The 23,905-nt window shown below is 70.4% G+C and carries 15 protein-coding genes and 1 pseudogene; 7 read left to right on the top strand and 9 right to left on the bottom strand.

The annotated features are described in order from the left end of the window. Positions 1-92 precede the first annotated feature (92 nt). Positions 93-331: pseudogene (locus tag STRIP9103_RS51910) on the top strand (rhomboid family intramembrane serine protease); the annotation flags it as partial. 13 nt (positions 332-344) lie between these two features. Here the strand turns inward: STRIP9103_RS51910 and hemE are convergent. Then, entirely contained in the window at positions 345-1,424 is a 1,080-nt protein-coding gene (hemE, locus tag STRIP9103_RS27395; RefSeq protein WP_009324677.1) for a uroporphyrinogen decarboxylase, read from the bottom strand. A gap of 228 nt (positions 1,425-1,652) precedes the next feature. Here hemE and STRIP9103_RS27390 point away from each other — a divergent pair, with 228 nt between their 5' ends. From STRIP9103_RS27390 to STRIP9103_RS27380, 3 genes are all read left to right on the top strand, one after another. Continuing rightward, entirely contained in the window at positions 1,653-2,282 is a 630-nt protein-coding gene (locus tag STRIP9103_RS27390) for a DUF3000 domain-containing protein (protein ID WP_048821079.1), read from the top strand. A gap of 381 nt (positions 2,283-2,663) precedes the next feature. Further along, positions 2,664-3,320 carry a helix-turn-helix transcriptional regulator gene (locus tag STRIP9103_RS27385; RefSeq protein ID WP_009324660.1) on the top strand — a complete coding sequence of 219 codons (657 nt, stop codon included), beginning with the start codon at positions 2,664-2,666 and terminating at the stop codon, positions 3,318-3,320. Positions 3,321-3,522: 202 nt separating this feature from the next. After that, the gene (locus STRIP9103_RS27380) at positions 3,523-4,812 is read left to right on the top strand and encodes an HRDC domain-containing protein (RefSeq protein ID WP_078614062.1); all 1,290 of its coding nucleotides are present in this window, start codon (positions 3,523-3,525) and stop codon (positions 4,810-4,812) included. A 157-nt stretch (positions 4,813-4,969) separates the two neighbouring features. Here the strand turns inward: STRIP9103_RS27380 and STRIP9103_RS27375 are convergent, their stop codons facing one another. Beyond that, the gene (locus STRIP9103_RS27375; RefSeq protein ID WP_009324691.1) at positions 4,970-8,875 is read right to left on the bottom strand and encodes an nSTAND1 domain-containing NTPase; all 3,906 of its coding nucleotides are present in this window, start codon (positions 8,873-8,875) and stop codon (positions 4,970-4,972) included. Positions 8,876-9,193: 318 nt separating this feature from the next. Between STRIP9103_RS27375 and STRIP9103_RS27370 the strand changes: the two genes are divergently transcribed. Further along, a complete protein-coding gene (locus STRIP9103_RS27370; RefSeq protein WP_048821077.1) occupies positions 9,194-9,688 on the top strand; it encodes a hypothetical protein in 495 nt (164 codons plus the stop codon). Positions 9,689-9,797: 109 nt separating this feature from the next. On the opposite strand, the gene STRIP9103_RS27365 is transcribed toward STRIP9103_RS27370, so the two are convergent. The 3 genes from STRIP9103_RS27365 to STRIP9103_RS27355 are packed head-to-tail and all read right to left on the bottom strand — an operon-like array spanning position 9,798 to position 12,924. Next, entirely contained in the window at positions 9,798-10,652 is an 855-nt protein-coding gene (locus STRIP9103_RS27365) for a carbohydrate ABC transporter permease (RefSeq protein ID WP_234022307.1), read from the bottom strand. Further along, the gene (locus STRIP9103_RS27360; RefSeq protein ID WP_048821075.1) at positions 10,649-11,602 is read right to left on the bottom strand and encodes a carbohydrate ABC transporter permease; all 954 of its coding nucleotides are present in this window, start codon (positions 11,600-11,602) and stop codon (positions 10,649-10,651) included. Before STRIP9103_RS27360 ends, STRIP9103_RS27365 begins: the two co-directional genes overlap by 4 nt. Continuing rightward, positions 11,602-12,924 (bottom strand): ABC transporter substrate-binding protein, encoded by a 1,323-nt coding sequence (locus STRIP9103_RS27355; RefSeq protein ID WP_009324709.1) that lies wholly within the window; start codon positions 12,922-12,924, stop codon positions 11,602-11,604. The genes STRIP9103_RS27360 and STRIP9103_RS27355 overlap by 1 nt, the downstream gene beginning before the upstream one ends. A gap of 384 nt (positions 12,925-13,308) precedes the next feature. On the opposite strand from STRIP9103_RS27355, the gene STRIP9103_RS27350 reads away from it, so the two are divergent. Beyond that, positions 13,309-14,526 carry a thiolase family protein gene (locus tag STRIP9103_RS27350; protein ID WP_009324635.1) on the top strand — a complete coding sequence of 406 codons (1,218 nt, stop codon included), beginning with the start codon at positions 13,309-13,311 and terminating at the stop codon, positions 14,524-14,526. Next, positions 14,523-16,661 (top strand): 3-hydroxyacyl-CoA dehydrogenase NAD-binding domain-containing protein, encoded by a 2,139-nt coding sequence (locus tag STRIP9103_RS27345; RefSeq protein WP_009324687.1) that lies wholly within the window; start codon positions 14,523-14,525, stop codon positions 16,659-16,661. The genes STRIP9103_RS27350 and STRIP9103_RS27345 overlap by 4 nt, the downstream gene beginning before the upstream one ends. 122 nt (positions 16,662-16,783) lie before the next feature. Here STRIP9103_RS27345 and STRIP9103_RS27340 read toward each other — a convergent pair whose 3' ends face one another. From STRIP9103_RS27340 to STRIP9103_RS27325, 4 genes are all read right to left on the bottom strand, one after another. Continuing rightward, on the bottom strand, positions 16,784-18,181 hold the full coding sequence (locus tag STRIP9103_RS27340) for a GDSL-type esterase/lipase family protein (RefSeq protein WP_048821074.1): 1,398 nt from the start codon (positions 18,179-18,181) through the stop codon (positions 16,784-16,786). Between the two features lie 247 nt (positions 18,182-18,428). Then, positions 18,429-20,525 (bottom strand): glycosyltransferase family 4 protein, encoded by a 2,097-nt coding sequence (locus STRIP9103_RS27335; protein ID WP_009324613.1) that lies wholly within the window; start codon positions 20,523-20,525, stop codon positions 18,429-18,431. Further along, positions 20,522-22,285: a stealth family protein gene (locus tag STRIP9103_RS27330; protein WP_009324705.1), complete on the bottom strand. Its 1,764-nt coding sequence runs from the start codon at positions 22,283-22,285 to the stop codon at positions 20,522-20,524. The genes STRIP9103_RS27335 and STRIP9103_RS27330 overlap by 4 nt, the downstream gene beginning before the upstream one ends. Continuing rightward, positions 22,282-23,895 (bottom strand): exopolysaccharide phosphotransferase family protein, encoded by a 1,614-nt coding sequence (locus tag STRIP9103_RS27325; RefSeq protein WP_009324618.1) that lies wholly within the window; start codon positions 23,893-23,895, stop codon positions 22,282-22,284. The genes STRIP9103_RS27330 and STRIP9103_RS27325 overlap by 4 nt, the downstream gene beginning before the upstream one ends. Positions 23,896-23,905 lie beyond the last annotated feature (10 nt).

The raw sequence follows: 23,905 nt of genomic DNA, 5'->3' as shown, positions 1-23,905 counted from the left end.
CCACGCACTCCACGTGATGCGTCACCGAAAACAAGTCCGTTGAGCAGCGCCGGATTCAACTCGGCCCTGCCATGTGACACCAGCTCTCCCCATTCCTGCCGCTGCGGCTGCCCGCGTGACTGGTGCTGGGCTCCTGGTTCGTGCTCCAGGCCGTGTACTCGTCAGACTCGTCAGGCGAGGGCGTCTCCGACGCCGGGACGGTGGCGTACGCGGCTCACATCGTCGGCTTCCTGGCCGCATACTGCTCGCCTGGCCGCTGAAGCCCGGCACACCACCACCGCCGGAACCGCGCGGCCTGCTGTGGGGCAGACGGGCGCGACCAGGCTGGTGAACCTCGACAGGTCCTAGCGGGCGGTCTGGGCGTGGACGTACTCCACGAGGCGGGTCAGCGCGTCCGGGTCGGTGCTGGGCAGGACGCCGTGGCCCAGGTTGAAGACATGGCCCTCCAGACCGGCGGCCGTGTCCAGCACCTCACGCGTCTTGGCCTCGACGGCCTCAGGGCCGGCGAACAGGACGGTCGGGTCGAGGTTGCCCTGGAGCGCCTTGCCGGGGCCGACGCGGCGGGCGGCCTCGTCGAGCGGAACACGCCAGTCGACGCCGACGACGTCCGCCCCGGCCTCGCCCATCAGGCCCAGCAGTTCACCGGTGCCGACGCCGAAGTGGATGCGCGGGACGCCGTACCCGGCGACGGCGTCGAAGACCTTGGTGGAGGCGGGCAGCACCGAGCGGCGGTAGTCGGTCGGGGAGAGGGCACCGGCCCAGGAGTCGAACAGCTGGACGGCGCTGGCGCCCGCCTCGATCTGCACCTTCAGGAAGGCGGCCGTGATCTCCGCGAGCCGGTCGAGCAGATCGGCCCAGAGCTCGGGGTCGCCGTACATCATCGCCTTGGCGTTCTCGTACGTGCGGGACGGGCCGCCCTCGACGAGATAGCTGGCGAGGGTGAAGGGCGCCCCGGCGAAGCCGATGAGCGGGGTCCGGCCCAGCTCGGCGGTGAGCAGCTTGATCGCCTCGGTGACGTAGGAGACGTCCTCGGGGGTCAGGTCGCGCAGCTGGGCGAGGTCGGCGCGGGTGCGGATCGGGTGCTCGACGACCGGGCCGACGCCGGGCTTGATGTCGAGGTCGATGCCGATGGCCTTGAGCGGGACGACGATGTCGCTGAAGTAGATCGCCGCGTCCACGTTGTGCCGGCGGATCGGCTGGAGGGTGATCTCCGTGACCAGCTCGGGCCGCATGCACGACTCCAGCATCGGGATGCCCTCGCGCACCTTGAGGTACTCCGGCAGCGACCGCCCGGCCTGCCGCATGAACCACACCGGGGTGTGCGGCACGGGCTCCCGCCGGCACGCCTTCAGGAAGGCTGAGTTCTTGACCGCGTCGCGCGTGGCGGTCGGCTGGTTGCCCGAGGGGCTGGCGTTGGCACTCACGAAGCAAAGTCTCGCACGGCCGCCGGACGGTGCGGGCGGGGGCTGTGGACAACCGGAAACCGTATGTTTCCGGCCATGGATGGCTGCCGCAGACTCGGCCTCCGTTCGCTGAGCGCGATGCGACAGTGACCCAGCGCACGGGTGTCTTGCCCTGCGCCGAGGCCCCGTTCCCCTTAGTGTTCCGGCATGGCTGCGGCTCAGGAACGACTGTCGGACGGCGCGGACGGAATGGACGACACGAATGAGGGGGAGCGCGACGGGTTGGAGGCGGCGCCGTTGCCGTTCCGCTCCGCCGTCGACGCGTTGAAGACCACACGGCTGCGCCCGGAGATCGAGATCGAGCCGACCCGGCCGCCCCAACGGCTCGCGCCGTACGCGTACGCGCTGGAGGCGGCGGTCGTCGAGGCCGACGAGGATCTGGCCGACGGCCGTCTCGTCCTGCTCCACGACCCCGCCGGGCACGACGCCTGGCGGGGGTCCTTCCGGCTGGTGACGCTGGTTCGCGCCGAGTTGGAGCCCGAGATGGCCGCGGATCCCTTGTTGCCGGACGTGTGCTGGTCGTGGCTGACCGGAGCGCTGCAGTCCCGTGGGCTGTCGTACGGCGAACCGAGCGGGACGGTGACGCGCGCGAGTTCGCACTACTTCGGCGGGCTGTCGACCCGGCCCGCCGCCTCGCAGATCGAGATCCGGGCGTCCTGGACGCCTCGGGAGATGCTGGGCGGGGTTCCCGACACGGCCGCGCATCTCGCGTCCTGGTGCGACCTGCTCGCGCAGATCGCCGGGTTGCCTCCGGCGGTGGATCCCGGGGATGCGGCGGTGGTGACGCTGCCGCAGCGGCGGGGGCCGCAGTCTCGCTGAGTTCTTCGCGGGGGTCGTGGAAACAAGGACCGTTCGCCGTGGGGCGTGCGGTCCTTTGTCGTGTACGCCTTTGTCGTCTACGGCTTCGCTGTCGTGTGCGGCTCCGCGCCCTTCACGGGCACGCCACGCCGATGGAAACCATCACTTTGTCGATACGGCCACTTTCGGCCGCGTATCGACGTGAAGCGACACCGTTCGATCTTCGAATGATCGAAGACGTGTCCGAATTGCACGTATTGTTACTCACCAAATCGTGATCTTTTTCTAAAGGAGCATGGGTTTGATGCCGAAGACCTCTGTGACCTTGAAATCACGGTTCGTCCCGGCTTCAACCCCACGAGCCCAGCGAGCCGGCCCCCCGTCCCCCACCCAGGAGGCCTGGTGTCCGTTCTCCTCGAGCAGCCCGCAAGCCTGGTCGCCTACCGTCCGAACAAACCGACCGCGATGGTCGTCGTGGCCGATCCGCGCGTCCGGTCGACCGTCACCCGCCATCTGTGGGCCCTCGGGGTCCGCGATGTCATCGAGGCCTCGTCCATCGCCGAGGCCCGTCCCCGCGTCGGCAACCCTCGTGACATCTGCGTCGCAGAGGTCCATCTGCCGGACGGCTCCGGCCTGACCCTTCTCTCCGAGACCCGCGCCGCGGGCTGGCCCAACGGCCTCGCCCTCTCCGCCGCCGACGACATCGGCGCCGTACGCAACGCCCTGGCGGGCGGTGTGAAGGGATACGTCGTCACCGGTACCCGCACCAACATCGGAGTGCCCACCCGCCCCGGCGCCGCACCCATCGGCGCCACCCGTATGCACCGCCGTCCCCCGGGTGCCCCGAGCCACCCGGGCGGCTACCGGGAGCTGTCGGGCCGCGAGGTGGAGGTGCTGCGGCTGGTCGCGGAGGGCCAGTCGAACAAGGCGATCGGCGTTTCGATGGGCCTGTCCGCGCTCACCGTCAAGAGCCACCTCGCCCGTATCGCCCGCAAGCTCGGCACCGGCGACCGCGCCGGCATGGTGGCCGTCGCCCTGCGTACCGGGATCATCCACTGAGACAGGAGACACCGTGCGCCCCCTGAGAAACGGGATACGGCGAGCGAGAGGGGCCGGAATCATCCATTGATGCCCGTCCCCTCCCGGTTCATTGGGAAATTTCACTGACACGTGTGACAGATGACTGGTTTACGACCCTCGAAGGCCCGTCGCCGGAACGTTCCGTCGACGGGCCATGTCCATACACAGATACCCTTGACAGGTGACCGACGCCCAAGAGACCGCAGCAGACAGCCCACTGCGAACCACCGGAGGCGCCCCTCCGGACGACGGCGGATCTTCTGAAGCGGAGGCGCCGATCCCTTTGCTGGAGCCACGGGACGGCATTCCGCCGGTCATCGCCGACGAGTCGTCGCTCGCCGAGGTGATCGCCGCCTTCGCCGCCGGCTCCGGTCCCGTCGCCGTCGACGCCGAACGCGCGTCCGGATACCGCTACGGCCAGCGCGCCTACCTCGTCCAGCTGCGACGCGAGGGCGCGGGCACCGCGCTCATCGACCCCGTCGCCTGCCCCGACCTCTCCGGCCTCGGCGAGGCGCTCTCCGGAGTGGAGTGGGTGCTCCACGCGGCCACCCAGGACCTGCCCTGTCTGCGTGAGATAGACATGGTCCCCACCCTGATCTTCGACACCGAGCTGGCCGGCCGCCTCGCCGGGTTCCCCCGCGTCGGCCTCGGCGCCATGGTCGAGAGCGTCCTCGGTTACGTCCTCGAAAAGGGCCACTCCGCCGTCGACTGGTCCACGCGTCCGCTGCCCGAGCCGTGGCTGCGCTATGCCGCCCTCGACGTGGAGCTCCTCGTCGATCTGCGCGACGCGCTGGAGAAGGAGCTGGACCGGCAGGGGAAGCTGGAGTGGGCCCGCCAGGAGTTCGAGGCCATCGCGACCGCGCCGCCGCCCGAGCCGCGCAAGGACCCGTGGCGCCGTACGTCCGGGATGCACAAGGTACGGCGGCGTCGGCAGATGGCGGTCGTACGGGAGCTGTGGGAGGCCCGTGACCGTATCGCCCGGCGGCGGGACGTGTCGCCGGGCAAGGTGCTCAGTGACGCGGCGATCGTGGAGGCCGCGCTTGCCCTGCCGGGCAACGTGCACGCCCTTGCCGTGCTGAACGGGTTCGGGCATCGGATGGGGCGGCGGCAGCTCGAGCAGTGGCAGGCCGCCGTGGATCGGGCCAAGGCCCTTCCCGACTCCGCGCTGCCAGCCCATGGGCAGCCGGTCACCGGGCCTCCGCCGCCGAAGGCCTGGGCCGACAAGGATCCGGCCGCCGCGGCTCGGCTGTCGGCCGCCCGTGCCGCCGTGTCGGCGCTGGCCGAGCAGGTGAACATGCCTCAGGAGAACGTGATCACGCCGGATACGGTGCGGCGGATCTGTTGGGAGCCGCCGGTCACGGCTGACGCCGAGTCGATCTCTGAGGCTCTTGCCGGGTACGGGGCTCGGCCTTGGCAGATCGGGTTGGTCGCGCCGGTGTTGGTGGGGGCGCTGGCGGTGAAGAATCCCTAGTCGCCGTAGGGGGTCTGCGTCGCCGGCGGGTGCGGGTTCGTCGTAGTTGCTCGCGCCCACGCGGCGGAGCCGCAAATTGACACAGCCCCGCGCCCCTTGAAAGCGGCGGCGCCGCGCATATCCGGCGGCCATAAGGGTCCCCTCCGCCAAGGGCTCGTCAACATGTTTCGCGGTACCGCAGGTCCGGCAGGTACGTCTTCCAGTCCTCTCTCGTCAGGCCGCCCCCGGCGCGCTCGCAGGCCTGGTCGGCCAGGTGGGCCGGGGTCAGGTCGTAGCGCTGGGTCGGCTGGTGTCTGCCGGAGACGTACAGGGAGCCGTTGTTCGCGTCGAACGCCAGCGCGAGGACCGGGCCGCCGGGTGTGAGCAGGGGGGAGCCCAGGGGGCGGTTGGAGGCGACGTCCCAGAGTTGGACGCTCCCGGAGTCACCGCCGACCGCGAGGGTGCGGCCGTCTGCGGAGAACGCGAGGGCGGTCACGCTGTCGGCGGTGTTCGTGTAGACGGTCGGGGACGTGCCGGAGAACGACCCCACGCGTCTGCTCACCGTTCCGTTCCAGAGTGTGACGTGGCCGTTCAGGTCACCCACGGCCAGGCGACTGCCGTCCGGGCTGAAGGCCATCGCGCTGGTCATGTCGTCGCCGAGCGCGCGTCGCTCGACCCGCCCGGTCCGGCGGTCGGCGACCGCGCCCTCGGGAGACACGATCGTACGAGTGTCCGGGCTCACGGCCAGCAGCTGTGTCTCGCTGCCGAAGCTACCGCTCGCGGCCTCGAACCCGTGGCCGGAGTCGGCCTTCCGCGGCAGCCTGTCGACCCGTTTGCGCGTGCGTACGTCCCATACGTCGAACGCATCCCCGGCCATGGTCCGGAAAGCCAGCAGAAGGGCTCCGTCGTGGCTGAGCGCTATGCCCTGCAAAGCCTCCCCGTCGCCGATGGGCAGGTCGAGGACGGTGCGTTCACGCCGCGCCGCCACGTCCCAGACGGTGACGCGCTGCCGTTCCGGCGTCTCGGCGCTCCGTCCGTCCCATCCGGTGCCGTAGGCGAAGAACCTGCCGTCGCCGCTGAAGGCCATGAGGTCGGCGCAGCCGGCGATCCCGTCCTCCATGTCGTCCTGAAGCATGGGACAGGGCTTGCCCGGCAGTGGGGTCGTGGGGAGGGCGTCACCACGGCGGAGGTCCAGTATCCGGTAACCGGCGGCGGGGCCCGTGTTTCTCCGGACGGCCAGCGCGGTGCCGTCCTGGGACGACGCCGCGCCGTCGACCGGGCGTTCCTCCCACCGCGCGTCGAGGGCCGAGCCCAGGTCCAGGGAGCGGACGACCGTTTGGGAGATGTTGAGGTAGCGCAGGGTGTGCTCGGCGAAGTCGAGTTCGAAGTCGAAGGTGTCGAACCCGGGGAGCATGTCGTCGGGCAGGGGATGGGCGAAGACGGGTGTCTCCGGGTCCGACAGGCGCCACAGCAGGAACCGACTGGGCCCGGTGGCCGCGAGGAACCGGCCGTCCGCGCTGAAGCGGAACCAGCCCAGCTCGTTCTCCTCGATCTCCGTGGCCTCTTGGCCCGAGCGGAAGTCCACCCGCCGGATACCGGTCTCCGTTCCGATCGCCAGGGTCCGGTTGTCGGGCGCGAAGGTGAACGGCGGGGCGCCCTCGGAGCAGGAGGGCCGCGCTCCCGCCCCGGACGGCCAGGGCAGGGGCCTGTCCTGCCGTTGTCCCGGCCGTCCGGAGAGGGACCAGATCTCCAGGGGACGGGTGTCCGTGCACAGCGCCAGCCATCGGTCGTCCGGGCTGACGGCCGTGGCCTGCACCGATTCCTCCGCCGACACCGGGACGCGGACCAGTGTCCTGTGGGTGCGCGTGTCCCAGACCTGCACGGCCACCGGGCCGCCGTCAGCCTCGTCGGCCGCGGTCCGCACCACCAGGCTGTGTCCGCTGGGCCCGAACCACGCGCTCTCCGTGGGCCCCGTGGGCAGCGTGGCGGTGACGCGCCCGGTCCGGAGGTCCCACAGTCTGACGCTGTCTTCGTTGTACGACGCCAGCGCGAGCTGACGCCCGTCCGGCCGCACGTCCACCTCACCGGTTTCACTCAGCTCGCCGAGCCCGGGGTAGGAGTGCGTACGGCGATGGGTGCGCACGTCCCACGTGGTGATCCGGTCCGTCGCCACGGAGACCAGGGTCCGGCCGTCCTCGACGAGGTGGCGCCCGGTGGTCGAACTCGACCCCGTGTCACCGGTCTCCGCGCCGGGCACCGCGAACGTGTCCTCCTCCCGCTGTGTCACCGCGCCCAGCAACGCCGAGCGCGTCTCGGTCGTCTCCGCCAGCCGCCACGCCGCCACGCTCAGTCGCATCGCCCGTACCGGATCGGAGTACCGCATGCTGTCCGCCAGCGCGGCGATCCGGCGGGCCTCGGCCTCCGACTGTCGCCGCTCGCTGGTACGGCCCTGCTGCCAGGCCACGGCTCCGGCGACCAGCGCCAGCACCACCAGCACGGCGAGGCTCCCGGCCAGCCCGCGCCGCCTGCGCCGCTCCCCGCGCCGCGCCGCCCGTCCGGCCGCCAGGAACGCCCCCTCCAGCGAGGTGAGTTCACCTTGCCGCTCGGGGCCGGCGAAGAGTTCCACGGCGGTGTCGAGCCGCGTTCCGCGATACAGCGCGCCCGGTTCACGCCCCAGCTCGTCCCATGCCTGCGCCGCCTCCGTGAGCCGCCGATGCGTCCGCAGTCGTTCCCGGTCCTCCTCGATCCACCCCCGCAACCGGGGCCAGGCGCTGATCAGCGCCTCGTGCGCCAGATCGACGGTCCCCGCGTCGACGGTGACGAGCCGGGCCCGTACCAGCCGGTCCAGCACGAGGGCCACGTCGTCGGGGTGGTCGGGGGCGGCCGAGCGGGCCGGGACACCCAAGGTCTCCATGAAGTCGAGTTCCGTGCGGGGTACGGGTCGGCGGGTGTCCTGGGAGCCCTCGCCGGGGGTGATCAGCCGGAGCAGGATCGAGCGGGCCAGGGCCGCCTGCGGGGCGGAGAGGGAGGTGTACACCTCCTCGGCGGTCTGGGCGATGGCCCCGTGCAGTCCGCCCGCCGCCTCGTACGCCTCCGCCGTCAGCGCCCGGCCCCGGCGGCGCCGCCAGGTCTCGTGCAGGACGTGCGACATCAGCGGCAGCCCGCCCGGCTCCCCCTCCACCTCGGCGACCAGCCTGGCGGTCAGCTCCCGCTCGACGATCAGCCCGGCCGACTGGGCGGGCCCCACCACCGCCGCGCGCAACTGCTCCGGACCCATCGGTCCGACCAGCAGCCCGGACTCCGACAACGCCTCGGCCAGCGCCCGGTGTTCACCGCACCGGCCGTAGAAATCGGCCCGTACGGCGATGACGACCCGCAACCGGCTCCCCTCTTCGCGGGCGGCGAGCAACCGGTCGATGAACTGGGCGCGCTCCGCCGGGTCATGGCAGAGGGTGAAGACCTCCTCGAACTGGTCGACGACGATGACGGTGTCGCCCTCGCTCCCGCCTCCGGCTCCCTCCGCTCGCTTCTCCTCGGCTTCCCTTCCCTTCGGCTTCAGCGCCTCCGCATGGGTGCGCAGGGGACGCTCGCCCGGCGTGAGGACGCGTATCGCGGCCAGGGAAGCGCCCGTTCCGCCGCCGCCCTCCGCCCGCAGCGCGGGGATCAGCCCCGCCCGCAGCAACGACGACTTCCCGCTTCCCGACGCCCCGAACACCGCCGTGAAGCGTCGCTCGCCCACCAACCGCCGTAATCGGTCGATCAGTTCGTCCCGGCCGAAGAACCGCTCGTGGTCGTCCGGCTCGAACCGGGCCAGCCCCTGATAGGGGGAGCGGCCCGAGTCGTCCGGCGGTCGGCGTTCCTCGGCCGCCTCGCTCGCGCTCCGCCAGCGGCGCTCCCACTCCCCGGGGTCGCCGCCGCAGACCCGTACGTACGCCAAGGTGACGGCGAGGGACGGCAGTTGCTCGCCGGCGGCGGCCTGGGAGAGGGCGGTCACCGAGTAGTGCGCCCGGCGCGCCATCTCCCGGTAGGTGGGGCCGCCCGCCTCCCGCCGCAGCTTCCGCAGGGCGTAGGCGAAGCTCTGCACAGGACCCTCGTTCGGATCCACCGGCCTCTCGCGGCGCCCCATCGCACTGGTCCCCTCGTCCCCCGACTCTCCTCTCCTGCCTTACCCGTCATGCCCCGCTCAACCCACGCCGCCGTTTTGTTCAGTTGTGGCGAAGGGGGCCTGCTGAACAACTCCGACCAGGCTGAACTCGAATCACCGGCCCGGTCGACGCCGATCGCCATGAACGCCACCGGCCGGCCGGTCGCTCGTAGTGATCCAGCTCTCCACAGCGATCCGGACGTTCGCGGTGATCCGAACGTCCGCACCAAACCCACACGGAAAGGACGAGGACGAACCATGCCCCTCAGCATCCGCACCGCGATGACGGCGGCCACCGCCCTGGCGGCCCTCGGCACACCGCTGTTCGCCACCGCCTCCCCCGTGGCCGCCGCCACGGCCACCGGTACGTCGGCGCGGTCGTCGATGGTCGCCGCCGGCGATGTCTCCGCGCAGGCCCGCAAGGACGTCTGTTTCACCGGTGCCTGCGGCAGCGCCACGGTGAAGTTCACCGGCCGGTTCTCCGCCGTGGTGAGCATGTCCGTGAACGACACCGCGTGCAAGGACGGCAAGAAGCCCAAGATGCGCATCCAGGCGCAGCAGTACAGCTACGCCAACCAGAAGCCGTACGTGTGGAAGGGGCCGTGGCGGAAGTACACCAAGAACTGCTCCGGCTACCAGCAGTGGCTGAGGAAGCCCTTCAAGGGCGAGGAGCCGCTGTGGGGCATGCGGGTCGAGATCTGCAACGGCAGCCGCTGCAAGACCTCCGGCTGGATGAGCAACCCGAAGGGCTGAGCCGGGTTCGCGCCTGACGAGTAGCCGCGCCGACGCCTCGGCCAGGTCGGTGAGCCGACGCACCCTCGGCTCACCGCCTGGCCATGGCCCTGCCTCATGGGGGTGGGGCCTACTTCGTCGCTCCCCTCATGAAGCCGTTGTAGATGAACCTCTGCAATGCCAGGAAGACGATCAGTGTCGGCAGGATGACCAGGACCGCTCCTGCCGAGATCGTCTCCCAGTGGGCGCCGAAGGGGCCCTGGAAGCGGAAGAGGGAGGTCGAGATCACGCCGAGGTCGTCGGAGGGCATGTAGAGGAAGGGGATGTAGAAGTCGTTGTAGACCGTGATGCCCTTGACTATGACGACGGTGGCGATCGCGGGTTTCAGGAGCGGGAAGATGATCTTCCGGTAGATCGTGAAGGCGTTCGCGCCGTCCAGGCGGGCCGACTCGTCGAGAGAGATCGGGATGGACCGTACGAACTGCAGGAAGATGTAGATCGAGACGATGTCGGTGCCCATGTAGAGGGCGATCGGGGCCCAGAGGGTGTCGAACATGCCGAAGCTGTCGACGATCTGGAAGGTCGCCACCTGGGTGGTGACCCCGGGGACGAGGGTGGCGACGAGGAAGAGGGCCACCACGAGTTTCCGGAAGCGGAAGGTGAAGCGGTCGATGGCGTAGGCCGCCATGGAGCCGATGAGGACCGTTCCGGTGACGGCGAAGCAGAGGATGAAGGCCGTGTTGCCGAAGGCGGCGAGCATCTCGCCGTCCCGGAACGCCGTCGCGTAGTTCGCGAGGTTCAGGAAGTCGTCCGGCGGGGTCAGGGCTCCGCTGTCGTCGGACATCTGCTGTTCCGTCTTGAGCGACGTCAGCAGAACGACCACCAGGGGCAGCAGGACCACGATCGACGCCACGACGAGGGAGAGATACGTCAGTGCGCGGGCCACTCGGCGGCGTATCACGGGGGTTGGGGACGTCAGTGTCATACGAGGTCCACCCTGTCGTCGGGGACCAGACGGCGTTGCAGCCATGTCACCGCCAGGATGATCAGCAGCAGGACGACCGCCGCGGCGGAGGCCAGGCCCGTCTTGTTGAACTGGAAGGCGAGCTTGACCGTCTGGATCACGAAGGTCTCGGTACCGGTGGCGCCGCCGGTCATGATGTACGGGATCTCGAAGACCGAGAGGGACCCGGAGATCGAGAGGATCACGCTCAGGCTCAGGACCGGTTTGATGCCGGGCGCGATGATGTACCGGAACTGGTGCCAGCGGTTCGCGCCGTCCAGCTCGGCGGCCTCGTACAGCTCCCCGGGGATGGACTGGATCGCGCCGAGGAAGAGGACGAAGTTCAGGCCCAGGTAGCGCCAGACGGAGACGCCCGCGAGGGAGATGTTCGCGGAGGTGGACGTGCCCAGCCAGGCCCGGTCCGTCTCGTACCCGAAGAGGGCGAGGACGGAGTCGAGGGTGCCGCCGTCCTGGAAGAAGTAGAGGAAGACGAAACCGATCGCGACCCCGTTGATCAGATACGGGAAGAAGAGGACGCCCTTGAAGAAGTTCCGGAAGCGGACGTTGAAGCTGAGGATCGTCGCGAAGTAGAGGGCGGCGGCTATCTGCACGGCGGAGGCGGCCAGGTAGTAGCCACTGACGAAGAAGACCTGGAACAGCTCGGGGCGGGTGAAGATCTCGACGTAGTTGTCGACGCCGATGTAGTTCAGGTCGGGGCTGACGCCGTCCCAGTCGGTGAGGCTGTACGCCAGCATGTTGGCGACCGGCGCGTAGGTGAAGGTGATCAGGAGGGCGAGCGGGGCGGCGAGGAAGAGCCAGGGGGTGAGCTTTCGCCACACGTACACCCTGCGTGGCACCCGTCGGGATGCCGGGGGCGGGGGCTCGGCCGTCGGGGGCCGCGCCGTCTTCTCCTGGGTGTGCGTGGGGGCCATCAGGACCCCACGGTCTTCTGGGCCTCGGTCCAGCGCTCGCTGAGGTCGGCGAAGAAGTCGTCGAGGTCGCCGTCCTTGGCGCCGCGCGCGAGGTCGACGAGTTCCTGCCGGTAGGCGGGGCCGTAGAGGCCGACCTCGGAGGCGCTGTCGATCTCCTTGACCAGGCCGCCCTTGGAGTCGTCGAGCTCGATGAGCTTCACCCCGGCCTGCTGGTACGGCTTCAGCGCCTCGGGCAGCGGGGCGTCCTTGAGGACGGAGGGCAGCAGATTGTCCTCCGCGTAGCCGGACTCGGTGCTGAACCAGTCGATCCAGGCGCGGGCCGCCTCCTTGTGCTTGGAGTTGATGTTGACGGCCTGGTTGTAGTCGGGGCTGAGGACCGCGCAGAACTGGCCGTCGACCTGGGCGGGGAACGGCATGAAGCCGATGTCGTCGGGATCGGTGCCGGCCTTCTCGGCGGCCTGGCGGAACTGCAGGACCGCCCAGGAACCGAGCCACGCGGTGGCGATCTCGCCCTTCGCGAACCGGGGCTTGGAGCCCTCCCAGTTGGTGGTCGTCGGGTCCTTCTCGATGAGTCCCTGGTTCACGATGTCGTGCAGCAGGGTGTCGCCGACGCGCAGATCGGCGCCCTTTGCCCATGGGTCGCCCTCGGCGAGCCTGCTGGTCGCCTGGACGTCGCAGCTGACCGAGCCGTTGACGTACGTCCAGTAGGTGAGCGGCCACTGGGCGGCGAAGTTGGTGTAGTAGGGGATCGCGTCGGTCTTGTCCTTGATGGCCTTCAGCGCGGTGAGGAACTCCTGCGGTGCGGTGGGCCATTCGGTGACGCCGGCCTCGGCCCAGACCCGCTTGTTGTAGAGGAAGCCGGGGGTGCCGCCGTTCGTGGTCTGCCCGTAGACCTTGCCGTCGACCGCGCTGAACCCGGTGAAGCGGTATTTCTTGCTCAGCTCCTCCTCGGTGCCCAGCGAGGCGAAGAACTTGGGGTAGTCGTTCTTCTTGATGACGGCCGGGATCATCAGGACGTCGCCGTAGTTCTCCGTGTTCATACGGATCTTGACCTCGGCCTCGTAGTCCGTGAGGGCCTCGAAGACGACCTTGACCTTCGGGTATTTCTTGTTGAAGGCGTCCGCGTACTTCTTCATCGTGCCGTCCTGCACGATGTCGGTGCGGTGGGTGAGGACCTTGATGGTTCCGGAGACCTGGGACGGATCGTCGGGGGCCTTGGCGTCGGCGCCCTTCGAGCTGCCTTCGCTGCCTGTGCAGCCGGCCGCGAGGAGCGCGGCGGCGAGAAGTGTTCCTGTGGCGGCGAGTGTCCTTCGGTTGTTCATGTGCGCACCAGCTCCGTTCGGGACGGAAGAGCACGAGTGGGTTGGCTGGTTCGGCACTCTGACAGCCGTCACTGAACCGGTAAAGTCCCTATTTCGCCAAGGGGGTCGAAAGATTTCGGGACAGCTTCGAGCCAGAGGCTGGACCGGTTCAGGGACTCGCGCTTCCGGTCGCGCCGTTCGGGACGCGCTTCACCGGGGGGGGCCGCCGCCAGAGCGTCCACCCCTCGATCGCCGCACTCGACCCTCAGTCAACCCATGTGACCTTCGCCGCTCACCCGCCCAGGGGTGTGCAGTGCTGTTACTCGTAAGTAGCATGGGACTGAGCGCGCGCTCAGCGTGCCGCGCAGCAGTAGTGCCATCCCGCACCTCTGGAGGAGAGCCATCGTGCCTCGTACCGTCAGGGACGTCGTCTTCGTCGACGGCGTCCGCACCCCGTTCGGCAAGGCGGGCCCGAAGGGCATCTACCACGAGACCCGCGCCGACGACCTCGTCGTGAAGGCGATCCGGGAGCTGCTGCGCCGCAACCCCGGTCTGGAGCCGCAGAAGATCGACGAGGTCGCCATCGCCGCGACCACGCAGATCGGTGACCAGGGGCTCACCATCGGCCGTACGGCCGGAATCCTCGCCGGTCTCCCGCAGTCCGTCCCGGGCTACTCGATCGACCGCATGTGCGCCGGCGCCCTGACCGCCGTCACCACGGTCGCCGGTTCCGTCGCCTTCGGCGCGTACGACGTCGCCATCGCCGGTGGTGTCGAGCACATGGGCCGTCACCCGATGGGCGAGGGCGTGGACCCGAACCCGCGGTTCGTCAGCGAGAAGCTGGTCGACGAGTCGGCCCTGTTCATGGGCATGACCGCCGAGAACCTGCACGACCGCTACCCGACGATCACCAAGCAGCGTGCCGACGAGTACGCCGTGCGCTCGCAGGAGAAGGCCGCCAAGGCGTACGCCAACGGCAAGATCCAGCAGGACCTGGTGCCGATCTCGGTGCGCCGCACGAACCCCGAGGGCGGCGAGACCGGCTGGGGTCTGGTCACCGCCGACGAGCCGATGCGTCCCGGCACCACGCTGGAGAACCTGGCGAACCTGAAGACGCCGTTCCGGGTGCACGGGCGAGTAACCGCTGGTAACGCGGCCGGTCTGAACGACGGTGCCACCGCCTCGATCATCGCGAGCGAGGACTTCGCCCGCGAGAACAACCTGCCGGTCAAGATGCGCCTCGTCGCGTACTCCTTCGCGGGTGTCGAGCCGGAGGTCATGGGCTACGGTCCCATCCCGGCCACCGAGAAGGCGCTCGCCCAGGCGGGGCTGTCCATCGACGACATCGGCCTGTTCGAGATCAACGAGGCCTTCGCCGTCCAGGTGCTGGCCTTCCTGGAGCACTACGGCATCGCCGACGACGACGCGCGCGTCAACCAGTACGGCGGCGCCATCGCCTTCGGTCACCCGCTGGCCTCCTCCGGCGTCCGTCTGATGACGCAGCTGGCCCGCCAGTTCGAGGAACAGCCGAACGTCCGCTACGGCCTGACCACCATGTGCGTCGGCTTCGGCATGGGCGCGACGGTCATCTGGGAGAACCCGCACTTCGAGGGGGACAAGTGAGCACCACCGCCGAGCTTCTGAAGCAGGCCTCGGACCTGTTCCCGGACGAGGTCGTCACGAGTGCGCACGTACGCCACCTCGACCTGCCGTACGGCGCCGGGCGCTTCGCCCTGATCACGCTGGACAACGGCTTCGACCACACCAAGCCGACCACCTTCGGCCCGGGCTCGCTGGCGAACCTCAACACCGCCATCGACCAGGTCGAGAAGGAGGCCGCGGCCGGCGAGATCGTCGGTGTCGGTGTCACCGGCAAGCCGTTCATCTTCGCGGTCGGCGCCGACCTCAAGGGCGTGGAGATCCTCAAGGAGTACGACCACGCGCTCGCCATCGGCAAGGGCGGCCACGAGGTCTTCAAGCGCCTGTCCGCCCTCGCGGTCCCGACCTTCGCGTACTACAACGGTGCCGCGATGGGCGGTGGCGTCGAGGTCGGTCTGCACTGCCGGTACCGGACCGTCTCCAAGGCCCTGCCCGCCTTCTCGCTGCCCGAGGTCTTCCTCGGTCTCGTCCCGGGCTGGGGCGGCTGCACGCTGCTGCCCAACCTGATCGGGGCCGACAAGGCCGTCTCGGTGATCATCGAGAACAGCCTCAACCAGAACAAGCAGCTCAAGGGCCAGCAGGTCTACGACCTCGGCATCGCCGACGCGATCTTCGAGGGCGCGGACTTCCTGGAGCAGTCGCTGGTCTGGACGGCCCAGGTCATCAAGGGTGACATCGAGGTCGAGCGCCCGGTCATCGACCGCGGTGAGGCCTGGGACCAGGCCGTCGCCAAGGGCCGCTTCATCGCGGACTCCAAGGTGCACGGGGCGGCCCCGGCCGCGTACCGCGCGCTGGACATCATCGCCGCCGCCAAGAACGGCGACCTCCAGCAGGGCTACGACGCCGAGGACGTCGCCCTCGCCGACCTGATCATGGGCGGCGAGCTGCGCGCCGGCATCTACGCCTTCAACCTGGTGCAGAAGCGCGGCAAGCGCCCGGCGGGCGCCCCGGACAAGAACCTGGCCCGCCCGGTCACGAAGGTCGGCGTCGTCGGCGCCGGTCTGATGGCCTCCCAGCTCGCCCTGCTGTTCCTGCGCCGCCTCGAGGTGCCGGTCGTGCTGACCGACATCGACCAGGAGCGCGTCGACAAGGGTGTGGGCTACGTCCACGCCGAGATCGACAAGCTGCTCGGCAAGGGCCGTATCAACCAGGACAAGGCCAACCGCCTCAAGGCCCTGGTCACCGGTGTGCTGGACAAGGCCGAGGGCTTCGCGGACGCGGACTTCATCATCGAAGCCGTGTTCGAGGAGATCGGCGTCAAGCAGCAGGTGTTCGCGGAGGTCGAGGCGGTCGCCCCGGCGCACGCGATCCTCGCCACCAACACCTCGTCGCTGTCGGTCACCGAGATGGCGTCGAAGCTGAAGAACCCCGAGCGGGTCGTGGGCTTCCACTTCTTCAACCCGGTCGCGATCCTCCCGCTGCTGGAGATCGTCCGCGGTGAGAAGACGGACGACGCCTCCCTGGCCACGGCGTTCGCCGTCGCCAAGAAGCTGAAGAAGACGGCGGTTCTGGTGAAGGACGCCCCGGCGTTCGTCGTGAACCGCATCCTCACCCGCTTCATGGGCGAGATCCAGAACGTGATCGACGAGGGCACGCCGGTCGACGTGGCCGAGAAGGCGGTCGAGCCGCTGGGTCTGCCGATGTCGCCGCTGGTGCTGCTCGAACTGGTCGGCCCGGCCATCGGTCTGCATGTCTCCGAGACCCTGCACGGCGCCTTCCCGGACCGTTTCAAGGTCTCCCCCAACCTCAAGGCGGTCGTCGAGGCCGGCAAGCGCGGCTTCTACGTCTACTCCGCGGAAAACGGCTTCAAGCCGGAGCTGGACCCCGAGGTCGCCGCGCTGCTGAAGCAGGGCGACTCCGTCCTGACCGAGGAGCAGGTGCGGGCCCGCGTCCTCGACGCCGTCGCCCAGGAGATCGGGCTCATGCTCGACGAGGGTGTCGTCGCCGAGGCCCAGGACATCGACCTCTGCCTGATCACCGGCGCCGGCTGGCCCTTCCACCTGGGCGGCATCACGCCGTACCTGGACCGCGAGGGCGTCTCCGAGCGGGTGAACGGCAAGAAGTTCCTGGAGCCCGGGCTGGCTTCGGTTCCGGCGTAACCACCGGACACATGGTTGAGGGCCTTCGCTTCCGGGCGGAGGCCCTCTGTCATTCCGCTCCCGCGCGGCCGGCCGTGCCTTCGGCTCGGAGCCGCCGCCGGACAACGGAGTTCCAGCGGCGGCTACCAGTCCCCCGTGAACGGCCGGTGCTCGCAGACGGCGTCGGCGCACTCGTGGCGGGAGGCGCCGGACAGCCTGATCGGACTGTTCTCGGGGATGCCGACCACCTTGAACGTGCACGGGGTCGCCGGGGACTCGGTGGCGCCGAAGAGGGCGATCACCTCGATGGTGTGGGTGCCGGGCAGCCAGGGGTGGGCGTGGGTGAAGGACCACTCGCCGTTGTCGTTGACGCCGGTGGCGCCGATGAGGATGCCGCGTTCCAGGAGGACCACCTTGGTGACCCCCTGCGCCGCCTTGCCGGCGAAGCGGGGCCGTGGCCCGGCGAAGGCGCCCTCGGCGGGTGCCGTGATCAGGGGCGCCGGGACCTCGGTCCGCACGGTGAAGCGGTGCTCCCGCACGGGCGTGCAGCCGTCGCCGCACAGCCCCACGATGTGGACGACGTGGTCGCCCGCCGCCCAGTTCACCGAGCGGCGCCAGATCCACTGACCCGCGCCGCCGACGCCCGTACCGCCGAGGTACTGGCCGTCCTCGAAGAAGAGCAGGTAGTCCGTGCCGGGTGAGGCGACGCCGGTGAACTTCACCGTGGGCCCCGCGAGGCCGCCCATGGCCGGCTTGGAGACGACCGGGGCCTCGCCGGTGCGCTGGGCGTAGTGCAGCGCCGACTCCGGTGCCTGGATGGTGAACTCGCCGGAGACCGGGGGCATCGTCGGCGGTTCCATGAGGGCGGGGAGGTTCACCTCGGACTTGTCGAGCACGCCGAGGTGGCAGAGCCCGGCCACCACGATGCGGGCCACCTCGTAGGCGCCGGTGTGGTTGAGGTGGGTCGAGTCGACGCTGCCGTCGGGGTGGAGGGGGTGGTCGCCCGCGTCCACCCAGCAGAAGTACTGGCGCAGCCGCATGGGGCCGATCTCGGCCCACAGTTCCGCCGTGCGGGAGGTGAGGTCGACCAGCGGGGCGCCGAGTTCGCCCGCGACCTCGACCATGGCGCGGGGGTACTCACCGAGGGTGTTGAGGACCTCGCCGGTCGCGGAGAACGCGTACCGGGCCATCGGGGTGACCAGGACGGGCACGCCGCCTTCCTGGTGCACGTAGGTCACGAACAGCCGGAGCAGTTCCTTGTACTCGGGGATCGGGACGTACCGGGTGCCGTTGTGGATCATGTGGTCCACGCAGCCGAAGCCGATGAGGACGACGTCACCGCGCTTCATGCGGTTGAGCATCGCCGGGAACCGCTCGGTGAAGTACTTGCGGGTGGTCATGGCGCTGCGGGCGTAGTTGGCGACCTCGGTCGGGCCGAGAAGCAGCTCCTCGATCTTCTGGCCCCAGCCCGCCATGGGCGCCTCCTCGTCGCTGCGAGGGGCGGGGACGGAGTCCCCGAGCACGAATATCGTCCGGTTCATCCCACATCCGTCCTGACGGTTCTCATCCGCTCTCATCCGTCCTGGCTAGGGTCCTTCTGATGGATCTCCGTGGGAGAAGGAGCGGCGTCGTGGGGGCCCCTCCCGCTCGAGCGAAGCCGAGAGTGGGGGAGCGTGCTCTCGGCGTGCCGGGCGCAAGCCCTCGTACTGGATGTACTTGGGCTTGTGCCCGGTGCGGCGAGAGGGCGTGCCGGGCGCCGCGACGCCACGGAGATCCATCAGAAGGGCCCTAGCGGTCGACGACGTTCATGGCCATGGCTCCCGAGGCCGAGCAGTACGGCCGCACCCACACCGGGCGCGCCGGGTGGATCACGGCGTACTCGGAGGGCTCGTCGCCCACGAGGGGCACGGCCGGGTAGGCGTAGGCGCCCTTGACGTCGGGGAAGTCCTCCAGCAGATGGCAGACGCGGATCCTGCTCCGGTCGGCCGGGTCGGGCCGCAGCCACCAGTCCCAGTCCTCCCAGCGCTCCAGCCGGTGGTCGGCCACCCACCGCACCGGCGCCTCGGCCCGGAACCGCCGGCTGCCCAGCAGGTGGACGGGGACCGTGAAGTGCGCCGAGTGGCGGCCACGCCGGGTGACGACGAAGAGCGCGCCGGGCTTCAGCAGGCGTCTGCCGCAGAGCACGCCCTCCAGGGCGATGCCTGTGTCGGTCACCTCGACGCCGACGCATTCGGCGTGGTCCTGGCGGAGCACGGTGCGCAGCATGAGCCGGCCACCCGGCTGTGCGTACGGGAGGTTCCAGCCGACCGGGCCGGTCGGCGGCCGGGCGATCAGCCGGTCGCGGGCGTCGATGAGGGCCCTGGTGTCGCGGATGCCGGCCTTCATGTGGACGGCTCCCGTCTTGGGGGCGCGCATGGTGACCTGCCAGCGGCCGTCGCCGAGGTGGTCGAGGGCGGAGGGGGTGATGGCCGCCGTGTAGCGGGTGCCGCCGTTGTCGAGCGGCTTGCGCACGGTGCGCAGCGGGAGTTCGGGCAGGGGCTCGCCGTCGGAGGGCTTGTGGCGGAGCACGAACTGCCAGCGGTGGCGGCCCTCGGCGGGCCCGTCGGCGGAGAACCGCAGCCAGCCCGCGTCGTCCGCCGTCACATCCACGGTGGCCGCGCCGAGGGAGGTCGGGGGTACGGCGGTGAGGGCGGCGGCGGTCTTCCGGGGCCCGGCGGGGGCCTTGTACCCCTTGGCCTTGGCGGCCCGGCGCCGGGCCGCGTCCTCGAAGAGCTCGACGTAGCGGGCGGCCACCTGGGCGGGGTCGTACCGGGCGGCGTTGCGCAGCGCGGTCGCGCCCATGGCCTGGCGGAGGGCGTCGTCGGCCATCAGGCGCCGCAGCCCCCAGGCGATGGCGTCCACGTCGCCGTTGGCCACGAGCAGCCCGTCCTCGCCGTCGGTCAGGATCTCGCGGGGGCCCACGGGGCAGTCGGTCGAGACCACCGGCAGGCCGCAGCGCATGGCCTCCACCAGGGTCATGCCGAAGGACTCGGCGCTGGAGGTGACGGCGGCGATGGAGCCCTTGGCCCACTCCGACTCGATCGGGGAGAAGCCGCCCATGAGCAACGCCCGGCCCGCGAGGCCGAGTTCGGTGACCAGGGCGCGGAGCTTGCCGGCCTCGCCGCCGTCGCCGTAGATGCGCAGGCGCCAGTCGGGGAACTCCTCGGCGAGCATGCCGAAGGCGCGGATCAGCAGGTCGTACCGCTTGATGTGGTGCATGCGGCCGGCGCTGACGATCACCTTGTGGGTGCAGTCGGAGGGCGGTACGGCGGGCTGGGGGACGCTGTTGGGGATGCCGACCACGTCGAGGCCGGGGATCGGCGTGTTCTCCATGAAGGAGCGGGCGTCGGCGTCGGTGACCGTGGTGATGGCGTCGAGTCTCGGGTAGACGCGGGCCATCTCCGCGCGGACGGCGGGCGGGATGGCCAGATGCGTCATGTGTTCCTGGGCCACGCGCAGGGCGCCGTCGCGGGTGTGGGCGGCCACGAAGAGGTTGAGGCTGGGCCGGGTGCCGACCACGACGTCGGCGTCCGTCTTCTTCAGCTCGCGGATGATGCGCTGGTCGGTGAACCTGCTGTACTGCGCGTAGAACTCCTCCTGGCGCGGCACCACTTCGCTGGGCTCGTCGCTCCCGGCGGCACCCCGGTCGCTCGATCCGGGCCGCAGGTCGACGAGGGCGCGGACGGTGACCCTCGGGGAGATCTCGAACTTCGTGGCGGTCGTGCGCCGGAACACCGAGACGATCTCGACCTCGTGGTGGACGGCCAGGGCTTCGGCGAGGTTGATGACCGTGCGGTTGGTGCCCCCGATGCCGTAGATGTTGTTGATCAGGAAGGAGATCTTCACCGGACCTCACGCTCCTTCCGCTCGAAGGGACTCGGCACGGGGTAGTAGGCCCGAAGGAACCGGCCGAGCATCGCCGTCTGGCGGGCGGTGTCGTGTCCGTCGGAGAGGGTGTCGTTGATGCAGAACGCCTGCCGGTCGCGGCGCGCCAGCAGGATGCCGAGCCGCCGCTGGATCTCGGGTCTGGCCAGGTCGAGGTAGGCGAAGCTGATCTCGGAGGGCACGGCGCGGCCGGTGAAGTACGCGTAGTAGTGGTACAGCGACGACGGGATCGAGATGTCGTCGGCGCTGCGGAACCGGCTGTGCGAGGTCGCCCGGTGCGCGTCGGCGAACTCGCGCTCGATCTCGTGGAGCACGCTGCGACGCAGGGCGTACGGGGCGTGCCGGATCTTCTGCACGATGGCCGAGCCGAAGTTGTCCAGCAGGAGCCGGCGGTTGTTCTTGCCGGCCGCGTCGACCGGGCGGTCACCGAGGGTGCGCTCCCACCGGGGGACCTGGGAGGGCGAGAGGAACGTACGGGTCATGCCGTTGGACAGGAAGAAGTCCTGCGGGGTGACGGGGCGGCCCAGGAACATGTCGTCGTTGAAGTAGAGGAAGTGCTCGGCGAGGCCCGGGATGTGGTGCAGTCGGCTCTCGATGGCGTGGGAGTTGAACGTGGGCAGGGCGCTCGGGTCGTCGAAGATCTCGGAGTGGTCGACGACCGTGATGCGGGGGTGCCGGTCGACGAGCCAGGCCGGGCGCTGGCGGTCGGTGACCACGTGGATGTGGCGGACCCAGGGGGCGTTCTGCTCCAGGGCGCGCAGTGAGTAGCGCAGTTCGTCGCGGCTGATGTAGCGGGCGGCGTTCGCGGACTCGGTGTGGTAGCCGGAGTGCCCGTACTCGGCGCGTCGGCGCTGCCAGGCGGGGTCGTTGCCGTCGACCCAGGTGTAGACGACGTCGACGGGGAAGCGGACGTCCTCGGGCAGGGGGTCGGCGCACGGGGCGATGGTGCGCACCGAGCGGGTGCGGCGGGTGTGCAGGGCGGCGAAGCCGGTCAGTCGGCTGACGGGGACGGTGACGCGGGGCTCGGCGGACGCGACGTCCTCGGTGACCCGGTTGGGGCGCGGCGCGACCAGGCGTCCCTCCTCCGGCCGCCAGAACTCGATGTCGCAGCCGTGCTCCAGACCCAGGATCAGGGACCCGGCCTGGTCGCTCCACAGCATGCCGACGCGCAGCACCGGGGCCTCCCCCGCGAGCCGCCGGCCGGGCTTGGAGCCGCACAGCGCGGTACGGCCCACGGCGACGTCGCCCCGGCAGGCGGTCACGTAGACGGGCCCGCTCTCGGAGCAGCGGTCCAGGGCCGCGCGCACCCGGTTGCGGTCGGTCTCGGCGACCGCGAGGCAGGAGCGGAAGTCGGAGTTGCCGCGGATCGCGAAGTAGTCGACGCCCGCCTCCTCCAGCAGGGTCACCACCAGTTCGAGGTTGGCCTCGCGCAGTCCGAGCGGCGACACGGTCGGGCGTACGAGGGCGATCTGCGCCCCGCGCCCGGCCGGCGCGGCGAGCCGCTCCCCCTCGCCGAACAGCTGCGGCCAGCGGCGGCGGGCGCGCGCCACCCGGAGCAGCCGGGAGCCGAGAGTGAACGACTGGAGGTGGCGCAGGAGTTGTTTGAGCGCCATGCGCAGCCACATCGGTACACGGCGCGCGATCCGGCGCCGCAGCCCCGTGGGAACGAGGGTGCGGTACGCCCCGATCACGGCGGACGCCTCGGGATTGCTCATGCTCACGACTGGTTGTCCGGCTCCTCGGGAGCCCCGTGCTCGAAGATGCTGGGGACGGGGTGGTAACGGCGCAGGAAGTGCAGGACGGCCTCGGTGCCGCCCCGGCCGAGGGCGGCCGGCGCCCCCAGGCCGACGAACTGGATCTGCTGGCTGTCCCGGCGGACGAGCAGCCGCTCCAGGTGGTTGTCGATGCCGGGGTGAGCGGCGTGCAGGACCACGGTCGCCTCGCCGGAGGGGTCGGCGAGTCCGGCGACGGCCGCGATGTGGTGCAGCAGACCGTCCATGGGGTGCGTGCCCGGCACCGCGGGCAGCGTCTGCGCGTCGGCCGGCGGCAGGGGCGCGGTGCCGGACTCGGCGAGCCGGGAGAAGACCTCGCAGCTGTAGGGCTGCGGACCCTCGGCCCAGCCGTGCGAGGCGACGCGTCCGGTGGCGGCGTAGGCGGCCCTGGTCCAGGGCGCGAAGGACTCCTGCGCGGTCCACGGGCCCCGGCGCGGGCGGGTCACGCCGTGCGGGGTGAAGTAGTCGAAGGCCCGGACGGGGCGGCCGAGCAGTGCTCCCGGGCGCAGCAGCAGGAACTGTTCGGCGATGTCGGGCAGTTGGTGCAGCCGCCACTCGGCGCCCGGCCTGGCGGGCACGATGCTGAGCCGCTCGTCGGCCTGGAGCCATGGCGGTACGGGGGCCTGCGCGACCACATGGACGACGTCGGTCCAGGGCGCGTACTGGTGCAGTGAGCGCAGGGCGGCGCGCAGCAGTTCCTCGCCCCAGGGGGTGGCGTGCTGGTGGAGGAGGACCGCGTCGACGGGGAAGGTGATCTCCTCCAGCCGGGGGACGTCGAAGTTCTCCAGGGTGATCGTCGGCTCCATGGCGCCGTCGATGTCGAGGTAGCCGGAGAGCCGGTCGAGGCCGATCTCGATGCCGAGGGCGTCGCTGGGCGCGGCTCGCTGGACCCGGTTGGGGCGGGGGCCGATGACGCGTTCCTGGGGCAGGTCGGTGTTGACGGTCCAGAACTCGATCTCGATGCCCTGGTCCTCGCCGACCCACAGGTTCTCGGTGGGGTCGGTGCGCAGCCAGGTGAGCCGGATCACCTTGGCCTTCCCGAAGTGCTTCCACGCCTTCACATGGCTGCCCGGGATGTCCTGGGTCTCGCTGTTCGAGGGTGAGACGGAGACCACGTATCCGGTGTGCTCCTCCAGCAACGCGCGTAGTGCCCTGCGTACGGCGCCCTTGTCCCGCTGTTCGACGGCGAGGCAGATCCGCCGGTCATCGAGGGCGGGGACGGCGAACCACGGGATGTCCGCGGCGTCGAGGGCATGGGTGACGAGGTTGTGGTCGAGGCGGCGGGCGAGGTCGACGGTCAGTCCGGTGTGCACATGCCCGATACGGCCGTCGTGCGCCCGGGTCCGGCGCTCGGAGCGCCCGAACTCCGCCTTGCGCACCCGCCGCAGGGCACGCCGGTGCAGCCGTGCCTCACGGCGGCCCAGGGCGCGGGCGAGTCCGCGCTTGACCTTGCGCCGCACCCGGCCGGGGACCGTGCTCGCGGCGACGGTGCGCACCGGCTGTGGGACGAGGCGTTTGTAGACGTGGGCCGCGGAGCTCAAGGACGTCGGGTCGGACACGTCATGAACT

Source organism: Streptomyces ipomoeae 91-03 (assembly GCF_000317595.1).
GTDB classification, from domain to species: Bacteria; Actinomycetota; Actinomycetes; order Streptomycetales; family Streptomycetaceae; genus Streptomyces; species Streptomyces ipomoeae.
This window is presented reverse-complemented; position numbering and strand designations above follow the sequence as displayed.

What these genes read in the sequence shown, in the direction of transcription:
- STRIP9103_RS27390 (WP_048821079.1), top strand. Translation starts at nt 1,653, where the DNA reads ATGGACGACACGAATGAGGGGGAGCGCGACGGGTTGGAGGCGGCGCCG.
- STRIP9103_RS27370 (WP_048821077.1), top strand. Translation starts at nt 9,194, where the DNA reads ATGCCCCTCAGCATCCGCACCGCGATGACGGCGGCCACCGCCCTGGCG.
- STRIP9103_RS27365 (WP_234022307.1), bottom strand. Translation starts at nt 10,652, where the DNA reads ATGACACTGACGTCCCCAACCCCCGTGATACGCCGCCGAGTGGCCCGC.
- STRIP9103_RS27360 (WP_048821075.1), bottom strand. Translation starts at nt 11,602, where the DNA reads ATGGCCCCCACGCACACCCAGGAGAAGACGGCGCGGCCCCCGACGGCC.
- STRIP9103_RS27355 (WP_009324709.1), bottom strand. Translation starts at nt 12,924, where the DNA reads ATGAACAACCGAAGGACACTCGCCGCCACAGGAACACTTCTCGCCGCC.
- STRIP9103_RS27340 (WP_048821074.1), bottom strand. Translation starts at nt 18,181, where the DNA reads ATGAACCGGACGATATTCGTGCTCGGGGACTCCGTCCCCGCCCCTCGC.